This is a genomic window from Mesorhizobium sp. M0478, from assembly GCF_040321305.1.
In the GTDB taxonomy this organism is placed as follows: domain Bacteria; phylum Pseudomonadota; class Alphaproteobacteria; order Rhizobiales; family Rhizobiaceae; genus Mesorhizobium.
The window spans coordinates 100,317-123,504 of sequence record NZ_JAMYRH010000003.1 but is presented as its reverse complement, the minus strand read 5'-3'; the positions used below and the strand labels follow the sequence as shown (position 1 = coordinate 123,504).

24 protein-coding genes are annotated in these 23,188 nt (G+C 64.1%); 15 read left to right on the top strand and 9 right to left on the bottom strand.

Translation table 11 applies throughout. The features are described from left to right. Positions 1–78 precede the first annotated feature (78 nt). Positions 79–462, bottom strand: a complete 384-nt coding sequence (locus tag NKI64_RS08540) for a hypothetical protein (RefSeq protein WP_245263941.1) — start codon at positions 460–462, stop codon at positions 79–81. 165 nt (positions 463–627) lie between these two features. Beyond that, positions 628–1,080: a hypothetical protein gene (locus NKI64_RS08535; protein WP_023684360.1), complete on the bottom strand. Its 453-nt coding sequence runs from the start codon at positions 1,078–1,080 to the stop codon at positions 628–630. 371 nt (positions 1,081–1,451) lie between these two features. Between NKI64_RS08535 and NKI64_RS08530 the strand changes: the two genes are divergently transcribed. The 3 genes from NKI64_RS08530 to NKI64_RS08520 all read left to right on the top strand — a co-directional run bounded on the left by NKI64_RS08530 (position 1,452) and on the right by NKI64_RS08520 (position 4,617). After that, positions 1,452–2,417, top strand: a complete 966-nt coding sequence (locus tag NKI64_RS08530) for an L-threonylcarbamoyladenylate synthase (protein WP_031209625.1) — start codon at positions 1,452–1,454, stop codon at positions 2,415–2,417. Between the two features lie 18 nt (positions 2,418–2,435). Beyond that, positions 2,436–3,866 (top strand): FAD-binding oxidoreductase, encoded by a 1,431-nt coding sequence (locus NKI64_RS08525; protein WP_023702043.1) that lies wholly within the window; start codon positions 2,436–2,438, stop codon positions 3,864–3,866. A gap of 184 nt (positions 3,867–4,050) precedes the next feature. Next, positions 4,051–4,617 (top strand): DUF6101 family protein, encoded by a 567-nt coding sequence (locus tag NKI64_RS08520; RefSeq protein ID WP_023668457.1) that lies wholly within the window; start codon positions 4,051–4,053, stop codon positions 4,615–4,617. 173 nt (positions 4,618–4,790) lie between these two features. Here the strand turns inward: NKI64_RS08520 and ubiA are convergent, their stop codons facing one another. Together ubiA and NKI64_RS08510 are read right to left on the bottom strand one after the other, a co-directional pair. After that, entirely contained in the window at positions 4,791–5,774 is a 984-nt protein-coding gene (gene ubiA / locus NKI64_RS08515) for a 4-hydroxybenzoate octaprenyltransferase (protein WP_352667961.1), read from the bottom strand. Between the two features lie 51 nt (positions 5,775–5,825). Next, on the bottom strand, positions 5,826–6,737 hold the full coding sequence (locus tag NKI64_RS08510) for a LysR family transcriptional regulator (RefSeq protein WP_352667547.1): 912 nt from the start codon (positions 6,735–6,737) through the stop codon (positions 5,826–5,828). A 91-nt stretch (positions 6,738–6,828) separates the two neighbouring features. Between NKI64_RS08510 and NKI64_RS08505 the strand changes: the two genes are divergently transcribed. Then, positions 6,829–7,623, top strand: coding sequence for a phytanoyl-CoA dioxygenase family protein (locus NKI64_RS08505; protein ID WP_023752609.1), 795 nt, complete (start codon positions 6,829–6,831; stop codon positions 7,621–7,623). Positions 7,624–7,756: 133 nt separating this feature from the next. Further along, positions 7,757–9,043: a phosphoribosylamine--glycine ligase gene (gene purD / locus NKI64_RS08500; RefSeq protein ID WP_352667544.1), complete on the top strand. Its 1,287-nt coding sequence runs from the start codon at positions 7,757–7,759 to the stop codon at positions 9,041–9,043. Positions 9,044–9,046: 3 nt separating this feature from the next. Here the strand turns inward: purD and NKI64_RS08495 are convergent, their stop codons facing one another. Continuing rightward, the gene (locus NKI64_RS08495; RefSeq protein WP_023723281.1) at positions 9,047–10,159 is read right to left on the bottom strand and encodes a glycoside hydrolase family 25 protein; all 1,113 of its coding nucleotides are present in this window, start codon (positions 10,157–10,159) and stop codon (positions 9,047–9,049) included. A 448-nt stretch (positions 10,160–10,607) separates the two neighbouring features. Between NKI64_RS08495 and NKI64_RS08490 the strand changes: the two genes are divergently transcribed. After that, positions 10,608–12,377, top strand: a complete 1,770-nt coding sequence (locus NKI64_RS08490) for an acyl-CoA dehydrogenase family protein (RefSeq protein ID WP_352667541.1) — start codon at positions 10,608–10,610, stop codon at positions 12,375–12,377. A gap of 31 nt (positions 12,378–12,408) precedes the next feature. Then, positions 12,409–13,161 carry a crotonase/enoyl-CoA hydratase family protein gene (locus tag NKI64_RS08485; RefSeq protein ID WP_023738480.1) on the top strand — a complete coding sequence of 251 codons (753 nt, stop codon included), beginning with the start codon at positions 12,409–12,411 and terminating at the stop codon, positions 13,159–13,161. A gap of 8 nt (positions 13,162–13,169) precedes the next feature. On the opposite strand, the gene pdxH is transcribed toward NKI64_RS08485, so the two are convergent. Then, positions 13,170–13,799, bottom strand: coding sequence for a pyridoxamine 5'-phosphate oxidase (gene pdxH, locus NKI64_RS08480; RefSeq protein WP_352667537.1), 630 nt, complete (start codon positions 13,797–13,799; stop codon positions 13,170–13,172). A 28-nt stretch (positions 13,800–13,827) separates the two neighbouring features. Here pdxH and NKI64_RS08475 point away from each other — a divergent pair, with 28 nt between their 5' ends. Together NKI64_RS08475 and NKI64_RS08470 are read left to right on the top strand one after the other, a co-directional pair. After that, positions 13,828–14,289: an RT0821/Lpp0805 family surface protein gene (locus NKI64_RS08475; protein WP_023685400.1), complete on the top strand. Its 462-nt coding sequence runs from the start codon at positions 13,828–13,830 to the stop codon at positions 14,287–14,289. A 124-nt stretch (positions 14,290–14,413) separates the two neighbouring features. After that, positions 14,414–15,343, top strand: coding sequence for a DnaJ C-terminal domain-containing protein (locus NKI64_RS08470; RefSeq protein ID WP_023692090.1), 930 nt, complete (start codon positions 14,414–14,416; stop codon positions 15,341–15,343). A 19-nt stretch (positions 15,344–15,362) separates the two neighbouring features. Here NKI64_RS08470 and NKI64_RS08465 read toward each other — a convergent pair whose 3' ends face one another. Further along, a complete protein-coding gene (locus tag NKI64_RS08465) occupies positions 15,363–15,998 on the bottom strand; it encodes a TetR/AcrR family transcriptional regulator (protein WP_023685402.1) in 636 nt (211 codons plus the stop codon). 187 nt (positions 15,999–16,185) lie between these two features. On the opposite strand from NKI64_RS08465, the gene mddA reads away from it, so the two are divergent. The 3 genes from mddA to NKI64_RS08450 all read left to right on the top strand — a co-directional run bounded on the left by mddA (position 16,186) and on the right by NKI64_RS08450 (position 18,600). Further along, on the top strand, positions 16,186–16,920 hold the full coding sequence (gene mddA / locus NKI64_RS08460; RefSeq protein WP_023685403.1) for a methanethiol S-methyltransferase: 735 nt from the start codon (positions 16,186–16,188) through the stop codon (positions 16,918–16,920). Positions 16,921–17,144: 224 nt separating this feature from the next. Beyond that, entirely contained in the window at positions 17,145–17,966 is an 822-nt protein-coding gene (gene fabI / locus NKI64_RS08455; RefSeq protein WP_023727494.1) for an enoyl-ACP reductase FabI, read from the top strand. Between the two features lie 46 nt (positions 17,967–18,012). Beyond that, entirely contained in the window at positions 18,013–18,600 is a 588-nt protein-coding gene (locus NKI64_RS08450) for a histidine phosphatase family protein (protein WP_023685404.1), read from the top strand. A gap of 84 nt (positions 18,601–18,684) precedes the next feature. Here NKI64_RS08450 and NKI64_RS08445 read toward each other — a convergent pair whose 3' ends face one another. After that, on the bottom strand, positions 18,685–18,939 hold the full coding sequence (locus NKI64_RS08445; protein ID WP_023685405.1) for a DUF1344 domain-containing protein: 255 nt from the start codon (positions 18,937–18,939) through the stop codon (positions 18,685–18,687). A gap of 180 nt (positions 18,940–19,119) precedes the next feature. Between NKI64_RS08445 and aroC the strand changes: the two genes are divergently transcribed. The 3 genes from aroC to NKI64_RS08430 all read left to right on the top strand — a co-directional run bounded on the left by aroC (position 19,120) and on the right by NKI64_RS08430 (position 21,851). Next, on the top strand, positions 19,120–20,235 hold the full coding sequence (gene aroC / locus NKI64_RS08440; RefSeq protein WP_023685406.1) for a chorismate synthase: 1,116 nt from the start codon (positions 19,120–19,122) through the stop codon (positions 20,233–20,235). Positions 20,236–20,309: 74 nt separating this feature from the next. Then, positions 20,310–21,410: a 3,4-dihydroxy-2-butanone-4-phosphate synthase gene (ribB, locus tag NKI64_RS08435; RefSeq protein ID WP_023685407.1), complete on the top strand. Its 1,101-nt coding sequence runs from the start codon at positions 20,310–20,312 to the stop codon at positions 21,408–21,410. An 18-nt stretch (positions 21,411–21,428) separates the two neighbouring features. Further along, the gene (locus tag NKI64_RS08430) at positions 21,429–21,851 is read left to right on the top strand and encodes a hypothetical protein (protein ID WP_352667531.1); all 423 of its coding nucleotides are present in this window, start codon (positions 21,429–21,431) and stop codon (positions 21,849–21,851) included. 63 nt (positions 21,852–21,914) lie between these two features. On the opposite strand, the gene NKI64_RS08425 is transcribed toward NKI64_RS08430, so the two are convergent. Beyond that, positions 21,915–23,138, bottom strand: a complete 1,224-nt coding sequence (locus NKI64_RS08425; protein WP_023692084.1) for an MFS transporter — start codon at positions 23,136–23,138, stop codon at positions 21,915–21,917. Positions 23,139–23,188 lie beyond the last annotated feature (50 nt).

Genomic DNA, 23,188 nt, shown 5'->3' with positions numbered 1-23,188 from the left:
AGGGCGGCGCTCGCACGCCGCCCTTCTTGTCCGGAACCAACGTGTCAGTCTCCGTCAGTCCTCCCGAGGTTGACGAAGTCAATCCTCCAAAATGCTGACACGCACGCTGTCTGAATAGACGTCGACCTGGATCAGCGGCTCGCCATTGACGATGGCGTTCCGTGTCGAGGAGCTCATCGCGCCACCGCGCTTCAGCATGCGTTCCAGATACGCGCGATCATCGTTGCTGCGGAACCAGTCATCGCCCTGGTCGTCGGCATCGCGCCGGTGGAACTTGTGCCAGTTGGCGCGGTCCTGCCGCACCATCTGTGCTGCGCTGCTCAGCTCATAGCCGTCGCTGGCATGGTGGTCGCGATCGGAAATGCGCGCGACGTAGGACCCTAGCTCGTCACCGGCCTGCGCGCCGCCGACACCTATAGGTGACGCCAGCAACAGGCCGGCAATAGTCAAAGATTTCGTCATGTTCATGATAACCCCTCGCTCTTCTAGAACCCGGCGCGCTCATGCCAAACCCGATTGGCGAAATTGGGGCCGCCGCCGCCAAGCCGATCGTGCGCCGGGCTGTCGATTGGCGTCAAGCGGCATGGATCGGCCGACTGTCTTGGCCGACTGTTTTGGCTGAATGGCCTACTCGGCTTTGCCGACGCCCTCGATCGGCTGCTGCGGTGTTGTTGCCGGCTGCGGCGCTGCCGGTTGCGACTCGGGCTTGCCGTTCGATGCCGTTGCAGTTCCGGCTGGTGCGGTCTCTGCCGTCGGCTCAGTTGCCGGCGCCGCGGCGCTCGCCCTGGCCGGAGCCGGCGCGGCGAAGGCGCCGCCGACGATGCCGCCGCGAATGATCATCGGATCCTGCCTAGGCTTTTCGGGGATCGCCGCGACCTTTTCATAAGTCACATCGGGCTGGGCATCGCCGAGCGCGACGATCGATGGCGTCGAGGCGGTCCTGACCGGTTCGGATCCGCCAACCTTGATGACCGATGGCGTCGAGGTCGAGACGCCGAGAAAGACGATCGACGAGGCGTGCGCCCCACCGGTCATCGCCGCCAGGGTGAAACCAAGCGCTCCAAGCACACGCATCGACATCGAAACCGTCCCCTTGCCCAACAAGCCGCCAGCCCTAACCCAAGTAGCCTTAACCCGAGTGGATTGATGCCGGCTTGCAGGGAAACATAGCATTTTAGGCATTGATAATTCGCCAACGCCGGCTTGCCCGAAAACCACTGCCGTATTAGAGCAATTCCAGGAAAAGTGAGTAGCGGTTTTCCGTCCGGAATTCCGCAAAAACAAATACTTAGAGCGTTTAAGCGAACAGCTGAACCGCTCTAATGCATGTCGCTCAAAAGTGGCCCCGGTTTTGAGAGAACGACATGCATCAAAACAAAGACCTAAAGCGCGTCGCATGAATCCGGTTCAGCGCGACGCGCTTTAGGTCCGGTGCCTGTGAGGTGAAGCGAGTGGCTGAGATACTATCCGTCGGCGAAGCGATGGAGCAGGCGTTGGCGCTGCTTGAGGGCGGCGACGTGGTCGCCATCCCGACGGAGACCGTCTATGGACTGGCCAGCGACGCGACCAATGGCGTCGGCGTCGCCCGCATCTTCGAAGCCAAGGGCCGGCCGCGCTTCAACCCGCTGATTGCCCATGTCGCCGATCTGGCGATGGCAGAGCGCATTGCGGCCTTCGATCCGCTGTCGAAACGGCTGGCCGAGGCGTTCTGGCCGGGGCCGCTGACGCTGGTGCTGCCGCTCCAACCCGGCAACGGCATCCATCCGCTGGTCACCGCCGGGCTGGACACGATCGCGCTGCGCATGCCGAGGGGCTTCGGCGGAGAGCTGATCGCCAGGCTCGGCCGGCCGCTGGCCGCGCCCAGCGCGAACTCTTCGGGCAAGATAAGCGCGACGACAGCGCAAGCCGTGGCGGCCGATCTCGGCGCCAAAATCCGGCTGGTGGTCGATGGCGGCGCCACCCCGGTCGGGCTGGAATCGACCATCGTCAAGGTCGAAGGCAACAGCGTGCGGCTGCTGAGGCCAGGCGGCATCGCTGCCGCCGATATCGAGGCCGTCACCGGCATTAAGCTGCAGCGCGGCGCGACAGCCGGCATTGAGGCGCCCGGCATGCTGGCGTCGCATTATGCGCCGCGCGCATCGGTGCGGCTCGATGCACAGAGTGTGGCTGAAGGCGAGGCCTTGCTGGCCTTTGGTGGCGACCGCGCCGAAGGCTGGCAAGCGGCGGCCGCCTTGCGCAACCTGTCCGCGTCAGGCGATTTGCGCGAAGCCGCAAGCAATCTGTTCGCGTATTTGCAGGAACTCGACCGCAGCGGTGCGGCGACGATCGCTGTCGAGCCGATCCCGTTCGATGGGCTTGGCGAGGCGATCAACGATCGGCTGTTTCGTGCCGCTGCCCCCCGTGACAAGCTCGACTGAGCGCCATAGTTTGCGCCGATGAACGACTCCCCCTTCGACCTCGATCCCGCTCTCATCGACCGCTTCACTGCCATTGTCGGCGAAAAATATGCACTGCGCGACCAAGCCGATATTGCGCCGTATCTTACCGAGCGGCGCGGGCTGTGGCACGGCAGGACGGCCTTGGTGCTGCGTCCCGGCAGCGTCGACGAGGTGAGCCGTATCATGCGGCTGGCGAGCGAGACGGGAACGCCGGTCGTGCCGCAAAGCGGCAACACCGGGCTGGTCGGCGCCCAGGTGCCTGACGCATCCGGCCGCGAGATCGTGCTTTCTTTGTCGCGGCTGAACCGCATTCGCGAGATCGACGTCTTCTCCAACACGGTAACAGTCGAGGCCGGCGTTATCCTGCAGACGCTGCAGGAAGCGGCCGATGCCACCGACCGGCTGTTTCCGCTGTCGCTCGCCGCGCAAGGGTCCTGCCAGATCGGCGGCAATCTCTCGTCCAATGCCGGCGGCACCGGCGTGCTTGCCTATGGCAATGCGCGCGAACTCTGCCTCGGCGTCGAAGTGGTGCTGCCGACCGGCGAGGTCTTCGACGATCTGCGCAAATTGAAGAAGGACAACACCGGCTACGATCTGAAGAACCTGTTCGTCGGCGCCGAAGGCACGCTCGGCATCATCACCGCAGCGGTGCTGAAACTGTTTCCCAAGCCCAAGGGGCGCGAAGTGGCCTTTGCCGGCCTGTCGTCGCCGGAAGCAGCGCTTTCGCTGTTCAGCCTGGCGATGGACCGGGCAGGGGCGGCACTCACCGCCTTCGAGCTGATCGGCCGGCGTCCGTATGATTTCACGCTGCGCCATGCGCAGGGCGTCACGCGGCCGCTGGCGCAGGATTGGCCATGGTATGTGTTGATGCAGGTGTCGTCGGGCCGTTCGGCCGAGGACGCCAGGGGGCTGATCGAAGAAGTGCTGTCGGCAGGCCTCCAGCAAGGCATCGTCGGCGACGCAGTGATCGCGGCCAGCCTGGCGCAGGGCGACGCGTTCTGGAACTTCCGCGAGGTGCTGCCGGATTCGCAAAAGCCCGAAGGTGCTTCGATCAAGCATGATATTTCGGTGCCGGTGGCATCCATCCCGGCGTTTATCGAAAAGGCGGCCGGTGCAGTGGCTTCGGTCAGTCCGCAGGCGCGCGTGGTCTGCTTCGGTCATATGGGCGACGGCAATCTGCACTACAACATCTCCCGGCCGGAGGGCGGTGACGACGAAGCGTTTCTCGGCCTCTACCACGCCATGAACCATGCCGTGCACGATGTCGTGCGCTCCTTCCACGGTTCGATCTCGGCCGAGCATGGCATCGGCCAGTTGAAGCGCGACGAACTGATCGCCACCGCGCCGCCAATGGCGATCGAACTGATGCGCCGGGTGAAGGCCGTCTTCGATCCGGCCGGCATCATGAATCCCGGTAAGGTTATCTGATCCTTTCAACATTTTGTGGCTGGTCTCATTCCGATAACCATCGCCTGAGATCAGCAAAATTTAACTGACTTTCTTAAGCCGGGCGGCAGAAGCTCGCGCTAATGTTTCACACAACGAGGCCGGGAAAACTGGCCCGGTGGGATCCGTGAAAGCGGCTCTCAGGAGAAACACAGGAAGGCAGCAGATGAACAGTGTATTGAAGCCCGTCTGGGCCGGGCGCAACATGCGCCTCGACCCATTCCGCCTGCCGCAAGTGGTGAGCTATGCCACGCGCGACGACTATGGCGACGTTACCTTCACCATCGACCAGCGCGGCGCCGTCATCCGCCGCACGCTCGAGATGAGCGGCGTGCCGGCGATCATCGCGCTGCCCGCCAACGCGTTTCGCGGCGTCGCCGCCCGCGCGATGGAGGATGCGCAAGGCAATGTCACGGTAACCCTCGAACTCCTGCACAACGACCCGATGCTGTCGGTGCCGCTGCTGGTGGCCGACGATCTCGACGACGTCGCCGCCGACTGGCGCGCCTGGGCCGATGCTTACCGGCTGCAGATGCTGCTGATCGAATCCGACGGCATTGCCCGCACGCTTGAGGAATCGCTCGGCGCCGCCATCAAGGCGCTGCCGGCCAAGGATCGCCGCAAGGGCCGGGTCTCGACCACGCGCCGCCCGCGCTTCCTCGCCCGCCGCAGGGCCGGCAATCTCGGGCTGAGACTGGTGATCGACGGCCAGGAGATTATTTCGAGAGAGTAGAGCGCTCTTCTCCTTCCCCCCTTGTGGGGGAAGGTGGATTGCCGCGAAGCGGCAAGACGGATGAGGGGTGTTCCAGGGAACGCCAACGCCTCACTCCGCTGGAGCACCCCTCATCCGTCTCGGCGCTGCGCGTCGATCCACCTTCTCCCACAAGGGGAGAAGGAAGAGGGAGCCTACACCAGCGGCTTTAGCGCCACCCACAGCGCACCGCCGATCAGGCCGATGAAGATCAACCAGCCGACCTGGTTGTTGGATTTGAACAGCCGCAGGCATTGATCGGGATCGTCGATATCCAGAACCGCTATCTGCCGCGCCATATGGGCGCCGGCGGCGATCAGCCCGGCCAGCGCCACCACCGGCGCCTGCGCCGAGGCGAAGGCGATGGCGAAGCAGACCAGCGTGCCGCCATAAAGCCCGACCAGCCAGGTCTTGGTGTTGTCGCCGAACAGCCGCGCCGTCGAGCGCACGCCGACGATTGCGTCGTCTTCCTTGTCCTGATGTGCATAGATGGTGTCGTAGCCGATCACCCACAGGATCGAGCCGATATAGAGCATGATGGCCGGGCCATCGAGATCGCCGAACTCGACCGCCCAGCCCATCAGTGCACCCCAGGAGAAGGCGAGCCCGAGCACCAATTGCGGCCAGTTGGTGAAGCGCTTCATGAAGGGATAGACGGCAACGATGACCAGCGAGACGATGCCGAGCGGAATGGCGAAGTCGTTGAACTGCAGCAGCACGACGAGGCCCAGCAAGGCCTGGATGACCAGGAACGCCCAGGCTTGGCGGCGCGTCACCTTGCCGGCCGGCAATGGCCGCGAGCGCGTGCGCTCGACCTTGTTGTCGATGTCCTGGTCGACAATGTCGTTATAGGTGCAGCCGGCGCCACGCATGGCGACGGCGCCGACAAAGAACAGGAACAGGAACCACGGCGACGGCAGCAATGTGAGCAACGGGTCGCTTGCGCGCGGATAGGCGCTGGCCGCAAGCGCTGCCGACCACCAGCAGGGCCACAGCAGCAATTGCCAGCCGATCGGCCGGTCCCAGCGCGCAAGCTGCGCGTAAGGCCACAGCCAGCGCGGCAATATCTTGTAGACCCAATGGCCGCTCGGCGCGTCGGCGACGCGGCCCTGTGCGGCTTTCGACTGGATGGTTTCCATCGTGCTGGAGTGGCAGCAGCGGCGTGCCCCGTCAAGCGGCCGCATTGTCGCTCAGGCGGTGAAAATATCGTGGCTGGCAAACCATTCCTTCGCCACCTCCGTGAAGGCCAGCGCCGCCTTCGACAGCCTTTGCCTTGTGTCATGGGTGAGGATGATGCGCTGCATCGGCAGCGGATCGGACAGCGGCTTGCAGACCAGCGGCAGCCCGTCATAACTCCTATCGCCATAAGGCCTGGTGTAGCTCACCGCGACGCCGAAGCCGTTGGCGACCATGCTGCGCTGCAGTTCGAACGAACTCGCCGTCGATTGCGAGACCGGCGACAGGCCGCGGCTGAGGAACAGGTCCAGCATATGCTGCCAGCTATGCGGCTGGTCGGTGGTGATCAAGGGATGGGTCGCCAGCTCCGCCAGGCTGACGCTGGCCTGGCTGGCCAGCGCGTGGCCTTGCGGCAGAAGCGCGTGTGGCCGCAGCTCATGCAGCAGGATGCGGGCGAAGTGCGAGGGCAGGCCGAGATCGTAGGTCAGGCCGAGATCGATTGCCGCATCGCCGAGCCGCCGGCCCAGCGTCTCGAAGGTCTCGTCGCGGACCACCACGGTGACCGCCGGGCAGCGTTGCGAAAAAGCGCGGATCAGCGCCGGCGCGAAATAAGGCGCCAGATCCTCGAAACAGCCGAGCACAAGTTCGCCCCCGACATCGGCGTCGCGCGTCCCGAGCCCAACCAGTTCGTCCGCTTCGGCCAGCACCTGCTTTGCCTTCGCCACCGCGCTGCGGCCGAACGAGGTCAAAGCGATGCCGCTGCCGCGCTGGCGCACGAACAATTTCTGGCCGAGCGCCGCTTCGACATTGTCGATCGCCACCGAGATCGACGGCTGCGAGACGTTCAGCATCCGGGCGGCCGCGGTGACGCTGCCGTGGCGGGCAACGGCGACGAGGTAACGCAGCTGGCTGAGGGTCAGATTCATAGTCTAAAACTATAAGAGAGATGAGAAGTTATTATTTTACGCGATGTGCGGCGGCTGCGATAGTCGGTCATCGAAACAGGGAAGACATGAGATGGCCGCCAGACATATCGATGCCGCAGCGATTGCCGACTACCAGCGCGACGGCGCGGTCTGCATACGCGGCGCTTTCAAGGACTGGGTCGGCACCATCGGCGCCGGCATCGAGCGCAACATGCAAAACCGCAGCGCCACGGCGTCGGACATCGCCAACGGCAAGGGCAGCTTCTTCGACGATTACTGCAATTGGGAGCGCATTCCCGAATTCGTCGACGTGGTGCGCAATTCCCCGGCCGCGGAACTCGCGGCAGCGGCGATGCAGTCGCGCAGCGCCCAGTTCTTCCACGACCATGTGCTGGTCAAGGAACCGGGCACGCAAAAGCCGACGCCTTGGCACCAGGACATCCCGTATTACTTCGTCGATGGCACCCAGACCGTCAGCTTCTGGATTCCGATCGATCCGGTCAAGGAAGCGACGCTGCGGCTGATCGCCGGCTCGCACAAATGGGACAAGATGATCCTGCCGGTGCGCTGGCTCGATGACAGCAATTTCTATGCCGGCGAGGGCGATTATCTGCCCGTGCCGGATCCAGACAAGGACCCGTCGCTGAAGGTGCTCGAATGGGAGATGGAGCCGGGCGACGCCATCCTGTTCGACTTCCGCACCGCGCATGGTGCGCGCGGCAATCCGACCGCGGCGCGTCGCCGGGCGCTGTCGCTGCGCTGGGTCGGCGACGATGCGCGCTATGTCGAGCGCCCCGGCCGTACCTCGCCGCCCTATCCCGGCCATGACATGAAGCCGGGCCAGAAACTGCGCGAGGACTGGTTCCCGGTCGTCTTCCAGAGCTGATACCGGCCGGGGACGCCGTGCTCTCGGCGCGACGTTCCCGTGCGCAACCGGTATGGCGCAAGGTAAAACTCTTGACCCGCGCCGCCCGGGGCAATAGCGCAGTCCCTGTCGTGAAATGACAAGGGACATCGGCATGCGCGTTTTGTTGATCGGCTCCGGCGGCCGCGAACATGCCCTGGCCTGGAAGATCGCGGCCTCGCCGCTTTTGACCAGGCTCTATGCCGCGCCCGGCAATCCGGGCATCGCCCACGAGGCCGAACTGGTCAAGCTCGACATCGCCGACCATGCCGCTGTTGCCAGCTTCTGCAAGGACAACGCGATCGACCTCGTCGTCGTCGGGCCGGAAGGCCCGCTGGTCGCCGGCATTGCCGATGACCTGCGCGGCGAAGGCATCCGCGTCTTCGGACCGTCGAAGCGCGCCGCAAGGCTCGAAGGCTCGAAAGGTTTTACCAAGGACCTCTGCGCCAAATACGATATCCCGACCGCTGCCTATGGCCGCTTCACCGATCTGACCGCGGCAAAGGCCTACGTCGAAAAGATGGGAGCGCCGATCGTCATCAAGGCCGATGGGCTCGCTGCCGGCAAGGGCGTCACCATCGCCATGACGCTGGACGAGGCGCGCGCCGCCCTCGATGCTTGTTTCGACGGCGCATTCGGTGACGCCGGCGCTGAGGTCGTGGTCGAGGAATTCATGACCGGCGAGGAGGCGAGTTTCTTCTGCCTGTGCGACGGCACGACCGCACTTCCCTTTGGCACCGCGCAGGACCACAAGCGCGTCGGCGATGGCGATACCGGCCCCAACACCGGCGGCATGGGCGCCTATTCGCCGGCGCCGGTGATGAGCCCCGAAATGGTCGAGCGCACCATGCGCGAGATCGTCGAGCCGACCATGCGCGGCATGGCCGAGCTTGGCGCGCCGTTCGCCGGCATTCTGTTTGCCGGGCTGATGATCACCGACAAGGGGCCGAAGCTGATCGAATACAACACCCGCTTCGGCGATCCCGAGTGTCAGGTGCTGATGATGCGGCTGAAGGACGATCTGCTGGTGCTGCTCAACGCCGCCGTCGACGGCCAGTTGGCGCACAGTTCGATCCGCTGGCGCGACGATTCCGCGCTGACCGTGGTGATGGCGGCACAGGGCTATCCCGGGACGCCGGAAAAAGGCTCGGTCATTCGGGGTCTCGACGAAGCCGCTGGCGAAGGCGTTGAGATTTTCCATGCCGGCACTGCCATCAATGGCGGCGCGCTGGTCGCCAATGGCGGCCGCGTGCTCAACGTCACGGCATCAGGCAAGACGGTGGGCGAAGCGCAAAGCCGCGCTTACGCCGCGCTCGACCGTATCGACTGGCCGCAAGGCTTCTGCCGCCGCGACATAGGCTGGCAGGCGGTGGCGCGGGAAAAGGCCAGTGCCGCCACATAAGCCTCAGCGCTCGCGAACCAGTTCCGTCGAAGCGGTGCTGACCGGGTCGGCGGCCTGCGAGAAGGCGGCCTCGAGCAGAGCCTCCGAACGATACGTGGTCCGCTTCCAGGCGACATACTCGGCAATGCCGAAGCGCGCGCGGCGCGGCACCGTCTTGACCACCGGCATGCGGAAGGCGGCGCGGAATGTCTGCCAGCGCGCGCCGAGCACCGCCACCATTTCCTCGACCGTCGGTGGCGTCGCCACATCGGCGTATGTGATGGTGACTTTGCCGGCGAGCCCGGCCGCGCGCGACACCGGCACCGGTATTGAGGCGAGGTAGTCGGGCGGCACGTCGATCAGGCCGCCGAAGGGCCATTGCTGGCGCAGTGCCGCCGCGTCCATCGGCGCGACGTTGACGTCGATGTCGTTGGGCGTGCCGGCGACGCGGTAGGGGCAGCGCAGGCGCCCGCAATTGGCCTGCGCCGAGAACTGCCACAGCGCATAGCCCTGCCAGTTGCCCATCGGAAAATGCACGTCGATGTCGGGCTTGTAGCGCGCATACCAGAGCGGCAGCCGCGACAGCAGACGGTATTGGTAGCGGTTGTCGGCGATGTACTGGGCGGTCTTGCCGTTGGTGTAGAGGATCGGGAAACGGCCGAGCCGCCGGTGCACCTGGCGCACGAATTCCTCGGCATCCTCGAGCGACATCCATTGCGAGGGGTCGTTGCCTTCGAGATCGAGGGCGAGCAGATCGTCAGGGGCTGGCTCGGCGAAATCGATGAAACTGTTGGCCTGCTCGAGCGGATTGCCGGGGCGGGCAAGATGATACGCGCCCCATTTCAGGCCGAGCGCCTTGGCCACCACCTTGCGCGTCTGAAACAGCTCGCGCGTCACCGCAAAGCGTTTCCACAATGTCTTGCAGAGTTTGACCGTAGGCTCGTCGCCGTAGCAGAAATAGGGCGGCGGCAGCCCGTCGGAGGCCTTGTTGATGAAGCCGACAATGCGCTTGTCGGTTGCAAGCTGCGCCCAGTCGATGGAATTGTATTCATAGGCGTCGACCACCAGCGCGCGGTCGCCATCCCGCCAAGGCTCGGAAAAGTCCGAGGCTGTAGCCGCTGACGTCAGCGCCATCATCGCCGCGAGAGCGATCGCTGAGCGGCGAAGAAGATGCGCCGGCGTTTTCAAACAGGGGATCCCCGCTGACCAAACACCGATGGTGGACCGGTATGGTTAAGGAAGTGCTTTCGGGCAGGAGTCCTGTCGCTCTCGCGATTTCGTCATTCTATGGCGAAGCAAGGAGCGAAGCGACGCGGCGCGGACCATAGTATGCATTCCGCGACTTCGAAGCGTTGCCACGGCGCGGAATTCTGCACCGTTGCGCCCCTGGCGCGAGGTCGCGACATGGTACTCGGCATCCGCTACGCTCCCGCTCCACCTGTGGACGACGAAGTTCGATGAAAATCCGCGTGACAAAGTTTGACGTTTACGTAAAAAGAAGGTCGGAGGCCGCCCAGAGGCGGATGGTTTTGCATCGGCCCGGGTCCTAGGATCGAGCAGTCGGAGCAGCGGAGGAGAAAGCGGCATGTACAAGGCCCCGGTCGACGACATTTCGTTCACGCTCAAGCATGTCGCCGGGCTCAAACCGGCGCTCGACAGCGGCGCGTTCGGCGACCTCGGCGAAGACCTTGTCGACGCCATCCTGGCCGAGGCCGGCCGCTTCGCCAGCGAGGAAGTGGCGCCGCTCTACAAGATCGGCGACGAGCACGGCGCGGTGCTGAAGGATGCAGCCGTGACCATGCCGCCCGGCTGGAGGGCGCTTTACCGCAGCTGGATCGGCGGTGGCTGGAACGCGCTGTCCGGACCGGAAGAATTCGGTGGCCAGGGCCTGCCGACCATGCTCGGCGTTGCCGCGCTCGAAATGTGGAACTCCGCCGCCATGGCCTTCGGCATCGGCTCGACGCTGACCATGGGCGCCGTCGAGGCGCTGGACAAGCATGCCTCCGAAGCGCTGAAGGCAAAGTATCTGGCAAAGCTCGTCTCCGGCGAGTGGATGGGGACGATGAACCTGACCGAGCCGCAGGCCGGTTCCGATCTCGCCGCCTTGCGCAGTCGCGCCGAGCCTGCCGGCGACGGCACCTACCGCATCTTCGGCCAGAAGATCTTCATCACCTATGGCGAGCATGATTTCACCGACAACATCATCCATCTGGTGCTGGCGCGGCTGCCCGACGCACCGGCCGGCACGCGCGGCATCTCGCTGTTTTTGGTGCCGAAATTCCTGGTCAATGATGACGGCTCGCTCGGTGCCCGCAACGACGTCTTCTGTTCCGGCCTCGAGCACAAGCTCGGCATCCATGCCTCGCCGACTTGCACCATGATCTATGGCGACGGGTTCCAGGGTGCTGCGCCCGGCGCCGTCGGTTGGCTGATCGGCGAGGAGAACAAGGGGCTCGCCTGCATGTTCACCATGATGAACAACGCGAGGCTTTGCGTCGGCATGCAGGGCGTGGCAGTGGCCGAAGCCGCGACGCAGAAGGCGATCGCCTATGCCAATGAGCGCCGCCAGGGCAAGGCATCGGACTTTTCAGGCGCCGGGATGGCGCCGATCGTCCATCACCCCGACGTGCAGCGCAATCTCTTGACCATGAAGGCTTTGACCCAGATCGCCCGCGCCATCTCGTATTCCTGCGCCTATGCCATCGACTTTGCGCGAGTGTCGACAGGCGAGGAGGCCGCGCATTGGCGCGATCGCGCCAATCTGCTGACGCCGCTGGCCAAGGCCTTTTCCACCGATATCGGCGTCGATGTCGCATCGCTCGGCGTCCAGGTCCACGGCGGTATGGGCTTCATCGAGGAGACGGGCGCGGCCGCGCTCTATCGCGACTCCCGCATTGCGCCGATCTATGAAGGCACCAACGGCATCCAGGCGATCGACCTTGTAGCCCGCAAATTGCCGCTTGGCGGCGGCGAGCATGTGCATGGCTATATCGCCGAACTGAAGGCCATCGCCGACGAGGTGCGGACCTCGAACCTGCAGGGCTTCGGCCGCACCGCCGAAGCGCTTGACCAGGCGTTCGACGATCTCACCGAGGCGACGCGCTTCCTGCAGAAGCTGCTGGCCGACGGCCGTCTGGACGAAGCGCAAGCCGGTGCGACCCCCTATCTCAGGCTGATCTCGCTTGCTGCCGGCGGCGCTTATCTGGCGCGTGGCGGACTTGCCCAGCAGAGCCGCATCGCCCTTTGCCGCTTTTTCGCCGAAAACCTGCTCGGCGAAGTCAGCGCCTTGAAGGAACGCGTCATCGATGGCGCCGAGAGCCTCGCTACCGCCGGCAAGGCGCTGATAACGGCCTGAATACCAGAGCGCTCACCAGGGAAGAATGACCGTGACAGACCATATTCTCGTCGAGCGCCAGGGCGCCATCCAGATCATCCGCATGAACCGTCCCGACAAGAAGAACGCACTGACGCGCGCCATGTACGCGACAATGTCCAAGGCGCTGGCCGATGGCGATGCCGACCCGGCGGTTCGCGTCCATGTCTTCCTCGGTGTGCCTGGCGCCTTCTCTTCCGGCAACGATCTCGCCGATTTCCTGGTCATCGCCACCGGCGGTGAGGGCGGCAACGAGGTCTGGGACTTCCTGATGGCGCTGGCCAAAACGGAGAAGCCGATGGTCTCCGGCGTCGACGGCATTGCGGTCGGCATCGGCACCACGCTCAATTTGCATTGCGACCTGACTTTCGCCACGCCGCGCACGGTGTTCCGCACACCCTTCGTCGACCTCGGCCTGGTGCCGGAGGCGGGCTCCAGCCTGCTGGCGCCGCTCATCCTCGGCAGGCAGGGCGCCTTTGCGCTGCTTGGACTCGGCGAAGGTTTTTCCGCCGAACGCGCCAAGGCCGCCGGCCTGATCTATGAGGTGGTCGAGGAGGACGGGCTAGAAGCCGCGGCACTCGCCGCGGCCGGCGCGATCGCCGCCAAGCCGCCGCAGGCGCTGAAGATCGCTCGTGACCTGATGCGCGCCCCGCGCGACGAGCTTGTCGCCCGCATCAAGGTGGAGAGCGAGCGTTTCTCCGAGCGGCTGAAGTCCGACGAAGCGCGCGCCGCGTTGACGGCCTTCATGACGCGCAAGAAGGCCTGAACTTATCCTCAGGGATAAAGCCGTGTCTTGTCCCAGCCGCCTTCGGCGTTGCGCGAAAAGACCAGCCGATCGTGCAGCCGGAATGGCCGGTCATGCCAGAACTCGATCGCCTGCGGCACGATGCGGAAGCCCGACCAGTGCTTGGGCCGCGGGATTTCGCCGATAGGGTAGCGCGCCGTGTATTCGGCCACCGCCTTCTCCAGGGCAAAGCGGCTTTCCAGCGGCCGCGACTGTTTCGAGGCCCAGGCGCCGATGCGGCTGCCGCGCGGCCGCGTCGCGTAATAGGCATCCGCCTCGGCGTCGCTGACGATCTCCACCGGACCGCGTATGCGCACCTGGCGGCGCAGCGATTTCCAGTGGAAGCACATCGCCGCCTTCATGCTGCCAAGAATCTCGCGGCCCTTGGCGCTCTCGAAATTCGTGTAGAAGACAAAGCCGCTTTCATCGAAACCCTTGAGCAGCACCATCCGCACATCCGGCGTGCCGTCGGCATCGACGGTTGCAAGTGCTACGCCGTTGGCGTCGTTGATTTCGCTTTTCTTGGCGTCCTCCAGCCACTCGGCAAAGAGCCGGAACGGCTCGGCGGCTTCGGTAAAGTCACTACTTGTTAACTCAGTGTCACTCATAGTTTTTCTCAAATTGTCTCGAGCTTCAGGAGGTTGCCGATTGTCGCGTATCGCGCAAGCTTTTGACAGCGGGCAATGGAGCGTTATCGCTTCGGCCAGTTCGAAAGCCGTGATCGTGATTATCGCCCTGCCGCTTGCCGCCTGCGGCGTCGGCGGCTTCAGCCTGGAAAAGGCCGAGGTCGATCGTTCCATCGTCACCTCAAGCGCGCCGGCCAGGGTGACATCGACGGACGCCGACAGCGCTTCCGACCAGACCACGATCGGCAATGCGGTGTCTTCGGCCGACATCGAGGAGCTTCGCGGCCAGGCCGTGCCCTGGGCGAATGCCGACACCGGCTCGCGGGGCTCCATCACTGAACTCGCCGAAGTGCAGGACAACGGCCAGGCCTGCCGCAGCTTTACCGCCTCGCGCGAAAGCTTCGACGGCGTCGCTTTGTTCAAGGGGCAATTGTGCATCGCCGCGGCCGGCGGCTGGCACATGCAGGACTTCAAACCGCTCTGATTTTCGAGGTTTGCGGGCATCGCAATTTCAACCCTCGATTAGCCTGCGCGCCACTGGAATTTCTTCCTATGGGAGCGCATATAAGGGCCAACGTGGATTTAACTCATTTTCCAGGGCAGGACGCATGCGCGACCCCTATGAGGTGCTGGGCGTTGCCAAGAACGCATCGGCCAAGGACATAAAATCGGCTTACCGCAAGCTCGCCAAGAAGTATCATCCGGACCAGAATCCGAATGATCCCAAGGCCAAGGACCGTTTTGCCGCCGCCAATCAGGCCTATGAGGTCGTCGGCGACGAGAAGAACCGTGCGGCCTTCGACCGCGGCGAGATCGACGCCGACGGCAAGCCGAAATTCCAGGGCTTCGAGGGCGCAGCCGGCGGCGGCGATCCGTTCGGTGGCTTCCGCCGCCAGCAGGGCGCCGGCGGCTCGCGCTTCGAATTCCGATCGGGGCGTCCGGGCGGCGATCCGTTCGACGGCAACAGCGACATTTTCAGCCAGATCTTCGGCGACGCCTTTTCCGGCGCGCGCGGCGCCGGAACAGGCGACCGCCGCCAGCAGGCGACCGCCGCCGATCTGAACGTCACGCTCGACGTCACCATCGAGGAGATAGCGACCGCCGAAAAGGTGACGGCGATGTTCCCCGACGGCCGCAAGATCGCGGTCAAGCTGCCGGTCTATGTCGAGGATGGCCAGACCATCCGGCTGAAGGGCCAGGGCGAGCAGGGGCCGGGACAGCCGGGCGATGCGCTGGTCAAGATCCGTATCCGCAGGCACCCGCGCTACCGCATCGAGGGCCGTGACTTGCATGCCGATCTGGAGGTAGCGTTGGCCGACGCGGTGCTGGGCGCCAAGGTGCCGGTCGACACGCCGACCGGCAGGCTGGCGGTCAACATTCCGGCCTGGTCGAGTTCCGATAAGGTGCTGCGCCTGAAGGGCAGGGGCTTGCCGGAAAAGGCCGGCGGCCATGGCGATCTCTACGCCCATGTCCGCATCATGCTGCCGGAAGGCGGCGACAGCGAACTCGAAGCGCTGATGCGCAGCCGCAAAGGCTGACGCGGCTCGACTTCGCTGGCTAACTGCCGGGCGCCACTTCCTCCATCCGCCGGATGGTTTCGCCGAAGCGGCGCAGCGCCTGCCGTACCGGGACATGCGGGCTCTCGATCTCCAGCAGGATCATCGTCTCGCTGCCGAGGAAGGCGGCGCTGACCAGGCTGGTCACTTCGGCGGCGGAGAATGGCCCGAGGCCGCCGAACCGCCGCTCCGCCTCTTGCGCCAGTCCGTCCAGCAGTTCGAACCAGCCGCGCAGGTCGCGGCGCACCGCCTTGGCGATTTCGGGGCTCGACAGGCTTGCCGCGATCATCTCGTGCAGGATCCGGACATAGCCGGACGCCAGATCATCGTCGAGGAAATCGCAAGCGCGCTCCCAGCGTTGCCACAGCGGCATAGGTGCCGCAAAAGTCTCCGCCTGGCGCTTCAGCAGGCCCTCGTTCAGATGGTCGAGCAGCGCCAGGAACAGCCGTTCCTTGGAGCCGAAATGGTAATGGATCTGGCTGAGCGGAACGCCGGCGATCTCGGCAACGCGGCGCGTCGACAGATCGGCATAACCGCCTCGATGGAGGCATAACTCGGCAGCCGAAATCAGTTCGGCGCGCGTGTCGCGCTTTTGCTTGTTCTGCGGCGGGGTAACGGCTTGGGCAGCGTCCGTCATGCGGCGTGGCTGCCGCTGGTAGCGGTGCAATCTGGGCGGATCATAGCTTCTCCTGTCCGGGGCTGGACGTCCCTCCACTCTATCTCGGTCGAGCGACCGATCAAGTTGACTCGCTAGAAAATTTATGGTTTTTGACGCTGAATTCGGTCGACCGACCGAATCCTGATGCTTGCATGGAGGGGCAGTCATGGCGGGCGTAATCACCCTTATCTACGGCGTTGCCGCATACCTGATTTTTCTCGGTTCGTTTCTCTATGCGGTCGGTTTCGTCGGCAACATGGTCGTGCCGAAATCGATCGATTCCGGAGTCGCTGGAAGTCCGGTCGAAGCCGTCATCGTCAATGCACTGCTGCTCGGCCTTTTCGCCGCCCAGCACAGCATCATGGCGCGACCGGTTTTCAAGCGCTGGTGGACACGGATTGTCCCGCACGCGGCCGAACGCAGCACCTATGTGCTTTTGGCCAGCCTCATCCTGCTGCTGCTCTACTGGCAATGGCGGCCGATTCCCGGTCTCGTCTGGACGGTCGAGAACCCGGTCTGGGTCGCCGTCATCCATGGCGTGTTCTGGCTCGGCTGGGCGGTATTGTTGACCAGCACCTTTCTGATCAACCATTTCGAACTGTTCGGCCTGCGCCAGGTTCTCGCCGCTTTGCGCAAGAGCGAACCGGCGCCGCCCGTGTTCAGGACGCCACTGTTCTACAAATGGGTCCGGCACCCGCTCTATGTCGGCTTCCTCCTGGCCTTCTGGGCGACGCCGTCCATGACATGGGGCCATCTCCTGTTCGCGGCGGGCAGCACCGGCTACATCTTGCTCGGCATCTTCCTCGAGGAACGCGATCTCGTCGCGATGTTCGGCGATCAGTACCGAAGCTACCGCAAGCAGGTGGGAATGCTCATTCCCTGGCGCAAAATGGCTGGATAGGGCCGATGCGTTGCCGGCCAGCCGATTCGGCTGGTCGGGCGGGCCTGGGCCATCAAGGCGCGCTGGCCGCAGTGAGGCGTTCAAATCTCACAACAACGTTATTATCCCCCATTCGTTGTCACGCCGAGTGTCTGAATTGAACGCGCGCCCCGTCTGCGCTTGATGCGCCTTTCTGCCTGTGCGATAGGCACTCCAAAGCAGAAAATCTTTCGGAGAGCGCTGACATGGCGGGTGGACAGGGCCTTATGGCCGGCAAGCGCGGCCTTATACTGGGCGTCGCCAACAACAGATCGATTGCCTACGGCATCGCCAAGGCCTGCGTCGACCATGGCGCCGAGATCGCGCTGACCTATCAGGGCGAGGCGTTCAAGAAGCGCGTCGAGCCGCTGGCTGCGGAATTGGGCGCCTTTGTCGCCGGTCATTGCGATGTCACTGATCCGGCGAGCCTCGACGAGGTGTTTGCCAATGTCGCCAAGCATTGGGGCGGCAAGCTCGACTTCCTCGTCCATGCCATCGCCTTTTCCGACAAGGACGAGCTGACCGGACGCTATGTCGAGACGACGCGCGACAATTTCCTGCGCACCATGGACATTTCGGTCTATTCCTTCACCACCATCGCCAAGCGCGCCGAAGCGTTGATGACCGATGGCGGCTCGCTGCTGACGCTGACCTATTACGGCGCCGAAAAGGTCATGCCGCATTACAACGTCATGGGTGTCGCCAAGGCCGCGCTCGAAGCCAGCGTGCGCTATCTCGCCGTCGACCTCGGCGGCAAGAAGATCCGCGTCAACGCTATCTCGGCCGGGCCGATCAAGACCTTGGCTGCTTCGGGCATCGGCGACTTCCGCTACATCCTCAAGTGGAACGAATACAATTCGCCGCTGAAGCAGACCGTCACCCAGGAAGAAGTCGGCGATTCCGCCGTCTATTTCCTGTCGGACCTGTCGCGTGGCGTCACCGGCGAGGTGCACCATGTCGATTCCGGCTATCACGTCGTCGGCATGAAGGCGGTCGACGCGCCGGATATTTCGACCGTCAAGGAATAGTTCTGCCGCGGTTTCCGCCCGCCTGTCCTGATTTCCGGAAGACCTGATGGTTCCGCTCGTCTACATCGTGCGCCATGGCCAGACGCAGTGGAATGCCGAGTCGCGGCTGCAGGGCCAGGCCGACACCGATCTCAACGCGCTCGGCCGCGAGCAGGCGACCCGCAATGGACGGCGGCTGGCCGAACTGATCCAGAATCCTGAGGATTTCGACTTTGTCGCCAGCCCGATGAAGCGGACGCGCGAGACGATGCAGCGGCTGCGCTTGGCGATGCAGCTCGATCCCGATGCCTACCGCACCGACCCGCGTCTGGTCGAGGTGCACTTTGGCGACTGGCAGGGCTTTACCTATGCCGAACTCGACGCGCGAATGCCGGGCTCGGCGAAGGCGCGACGACGCAACAAATGGAATTTCCAGCCGCCGGGCGAGGGCGCCGAAAGCTACCAGATGCTGCTCGAACGGGTGAAGCCGTGGTTCGAGGCGCTCGACCGCCAGACGGTCTGCGTCACGCATGGTGGCGTCGTGCGGACTCTGTTTCGGATGGTCGAAGGTGTTTCCGAACATGAAGCGGCAAACCTGGAAGTGCGGCAGGACCGGGTGCTCAGGCTGCAGGACGGGCGTCTGGATTGGCTTTAGGTTCGAGCAGATAAAAACAGGACGACCGTCCTGTTTATCCGGGCAGGGCTCCGCCGAGCGGCAAGACCCTGTTCGGCGTCGGTGTTACTCGGTGTCGGGCAGTTCCATGTCGGTGACGACGTTCTCGCCATTCGTCACGTCATAGGCAATGACGATATCCATGCCCGGCTTTAGCGAATCGAGATCGGTCTCGGCGTTGAGCTTGAAGGACTTGCCGTCCTCCAGCGTCAGCGTCAGCGCGTCCTTGTCGACCTTCTTGATCAGGCCTTCGGTCTGGCCGGCATAGGCGGCGGTGGAAATCAGCAACATGGCGGCAGCAGCGCCAATCAGGGTACGCATCGTCGTCCTCTTTGTCATTGCGCCTGCATGGCGGCGAGCTTTCAACGGGCGGATGGAAGAGAGCAGAAACCAACCGAATGTGTCAAAACTAAAACCGCCGGATCACAGTTTGACCGCTGTGGAAAACGCCAATAGAACGCACCCTTGATCCGGCTCCGCTGCCGGGCAGGGCTAAAATTCATGTCTCACAACACGTTCGGCCATCTCTTCCGCGTCACCACCTGGGGCGAAAGCCATGGCCCGTCGCTCGGCTGTGTCGTCGACGGCTGCCCGCCCGGCATCCGCTTCACACGGGCCGAAATCCAGGCCGAACTCGACAAGCGCCGTCCCGGCCAGTCGCGTTTTGTGACCCAGCGCCGCGAGCCGGACGAGGTGAACGTGCTATCCGGCTTCATCCTCGACGAGGACGGCGAGACGATGATCACCACCGGCACGCCCGTCTCGATGCTGATCGAGAATGTCGACCAGCGCTCCAAGGACTATGGCGAGATCGCCCGCCAGTACCGGCCCGGCCACGCCGACTACACCTATGACGTCAAATACGGCCTGCGCGACCATCGCGGCGGCGGCCGCTCCTCGGCCCGCGAGACGGCCGCGCGCGTGGCCGCCGGCGCGCTCGCCCGTAAGGTGGTGCCCGGCATGGTGGTGCGCGGCGCGCTGGTGTCTATGGGCGAGAAATCGATCGACCGCGCCAACTGGAACTGGAATTTCATCGGTGACGCCGAAAACCCGTTCTTCACCCCCGATCCGGCCTCCGTTCCGGTCTTCACCAGCTATCTCGACGGCATCCGCAAATCCGGCTCCTCGGTCGGCGCGGTTATCGAGATCGTCGCCGACGGCGTGCCGGCCGGCCTTGGCGCGCCGATATACGCCAAGCTCGACCAGGACATCGCGTCCGGCCTGATGTCGATCAACGCCGTCAAGGGCGTCGAGATCGGCAACGGTTTCGAAGCCGCCCGCATCACCGGCGAACAGAATGCCGACGAGATGCGCATCGGCAATGACGGCAAGCCGGTCTTCTTGTCCAACAATGCCGGCGGCATTCTGGGCGGCATCTCGACCGGCCAGGCGATCGTCGCCCGCTTCGCCGTCAAGCCGACCTCGTCGATCCTGACGCCGCGCAAATCCATCGACAAGGACGGCAACGACGTCGACGTCATGACCAAGGGCCGCCACGACCCCTGCGTCGGCATCCGCGCCGTGCCGATCGGCGAAGCCATGGTTGCCTGCGCCATCGCCGACCATTATCTGCGGCACCGGGGACAGACAGGCCGGGGATTAGGCAGTAGGGATTAGGCAATAAGCCAGCCCGTACTTCCTTCCCTAACTCCTACTGCCCAACCCCTATTCCCTGCGAGCGAAGCGAGCCAATGCCATACGATCAGAAGAAAATCGTCGAAGCCATCCGCGCCTTCGAGCGCGGCGAGATCGTCGTCGTCATGGACGATGACGGGCGTGAGAACGAGGGCGACCTGATCGTTGCCGCCGTGCATTGCAGCCCGGAGAAAATGGCCTTCATCATCCGTCACACCTCCGGCATCGTCTGCACGCCGATGCCGCGCGAGGAGGCCAAGCGGCTCAATCTGCAGCCGATGGTCGCCGACAATGATTCCGCCCACACCACGGCCTTTACCGTCAGCGTCGATTTCAAGCATGGCACCACCACCGGCATTTCGGCCGAGGACCGCACGCTGACCGTGCGCAACCTGGCCAACGGCAATGTCGGCGGTTCGGATTTCGTTCGCCCCGGCCACATCTTCCCGCTGATCGCTAGGGAAGGCGGCGTGCTGATGCGTTCGGGCCATACCGAAGCCGCGGTCGATCTCTGCAAGCTTGCCGGCCTGCCGCCGGTTGGCGTGATCTCGGAGTTGGTCAATGACGACGGCACCGTCAAGCGCGGCCCGCAGGTGGCGAGCTTTGCCGAGGAACACGGCCTCAAGCAGGTCTCGGTCGCCGACCTCATCGCCTACCGGCAGCGCAAGGAAACGCTGGTCGAACGCGTCGCCTGCTCCGAAATCGACACACTCGGCGGCAAGGCACAGGTCTTCACCTACACGCTGCCCTGGGATTCCATGCACCATGTCGCGGTCGTTTTCGGCGACATCCGTGACGGCGAGGACGTGCCGGTGCGGCTGCATTCGGAGGATGTGGTGACCGACGTGTTCGGCACCAGCCACCGGCTCGACGCCATTATGAAGGCGATGGGCGAACGCAAGCGCGGCGTCATCGTTTACCTCCGAGAGGGTTCGGTCGGCGTCGCCCATCAGGAGCGCAACCGGCCGATGAGTGCCGACCGTGAGGACCACGAAGAGGCCCGCCGCCGTGAGAACGAGTGGCGAGAAATCGGCCTCGGCGCGCAGATTCTCAAGGATCTCGGCATCTCCTCGATCAATTTGATCGCCTCGCGCGAACGCCACTATGTCGGGCTTGAGGGCTTTGGCATTCATATCGCCAAGACCGAGATTTTCTAGGGGACAGGGGGCGGTCGGATGAGCTTCGAGGCCTATCTCAATTGCTTTGAAGATGGCGAAGAGAGCTACTTCCCCACATCGATCGTCGAGGATGCCTTCGCGCCGTTCGTCACCAGGCGTGAACCTGAATTCACCTGCTGGGTCGTCGCCTATGACGATGCGTCGTCGGCCGACCTCTATCTCAATTTCGACCCCGGCGATGCCTCGCGATGTTCAGGCTTCACCGTCGCGCGGCCGCCCGACGGTCCGCGCCTCTACGAAGCGCTGTGGAAAATCCTGCGTGTCACCAGCTCGGTCGTGTATTGCGCCGGAGAATGTCCGCCGATGGTCGGGCGCGCTGAAACAATACCCCATCTGAACCCGGATATGGTCGAGACACTGGGAAGTCCCGTCGTCGTTGTTGATGGGGACGAGATTCGCAACAGGTTTGAACACTCCTAGGAAGCCCGGCTTCTTCAAGGTGAACGGCGTCCGTTCCGTGAGCTGAACCGGACGCTTGTGCTCCTATTCCGCGGGAACGGCGGCCGCGTCGCATCCGTCCAGCTCGCATTCATGGGTGGCCAGGCTGCGCTGGCCGGCGAGCACCGTGACCAGTGCGATAGTGCCGGCCGCCACCGAGACCCAGAACCCGTTCTGAGCTCCAAAGGCGTCCACGACGGCGCCGGCGGCAAACGAGCCCAGCGCCATGCCGATGCCAATCCCGGTCATCACCCAGGTGATCCCCTCGGTCAGCATCGCTTCCGGCACGTGCCGCTCGATCAGGCCGAAGGCGGTGATGAAGGTCGGCGAAATCGCCACGCCGCTGATGAACACGGCCAGCGCCAAGAGCGGCACGGTGCCGGCCGTTAGGGGCAGCAATGTGCCGAGCGCGACAAGAGCGACCGCGATGGCCAGTTGGCGCTGCAACGGTGCTTTCAGATTGAGCGCGCCGACAACGAGGCCGAGCACGAACGATCCCAGCGCATAGACCCCGATAACGAGGCTGGCGGCGCCCGGTTGGCCGAGTTCCTTGGTGATCGCCACCGTGCTCACTTCCGTCGTCGCGAAGGTGGTGCCGACGAAGATCAGGGCGAAGGTGATGATCTGCACTGGGCGCAGCCGGATTGCCGAGCCGCTTGTGACACGATCCACCGGCCGCACTTGCGGCTCGGTCGAGCGCTGCAGGATGAAAGCTGTCGAGCCGATGGCGAGGAACAGCGTGCTCACCAGAACACCAGCTTCGGGGAAGAGGGCGGCGCTCAAGCCCACCGACAGCGATGCGCCTGCGATGTAGACGAGTTCGTCCGCAGCCGACTCGAAGGCGAAAGCGGTGTTCATCTGCGGCCGGCCGCGGAAAATCTCGGTCCAACGCGCGCGCACCATGGCCGGCATGCTGGGCATGGCGGCAGCCGCCAATGCCGACACGAACAATGTCCATAGCGGCCAGTCCTGATTGGCTGCCGCAATCAGCACCGCAAAGGCGATCACGGTGACAATGGTGGTGGGAACAACGATACGCGTCTGGCCGAGCCGGTCGACCAGCCTTGAGATTTGCGGCGCCACGAAAGCATTGCTCAGCGCGAAGGTCGCCGCGACGGCGCCGGCCAGCCAGTATTCGCCATGCGTTTGCGACAGCATCGCCACGAGTCCGATCGGCGCCATGGCGATCGGCAGGCGCGCCAGGAAGCCGGCGCTGGCAAAGCCCTTGGCTCCGGGGGCACGAAAGATTTCGGCGTAGGGGTTTTGCATTGCGGGCTCCTCGACAAAGGCCAATTCAACAATTACATACGATGCGTATG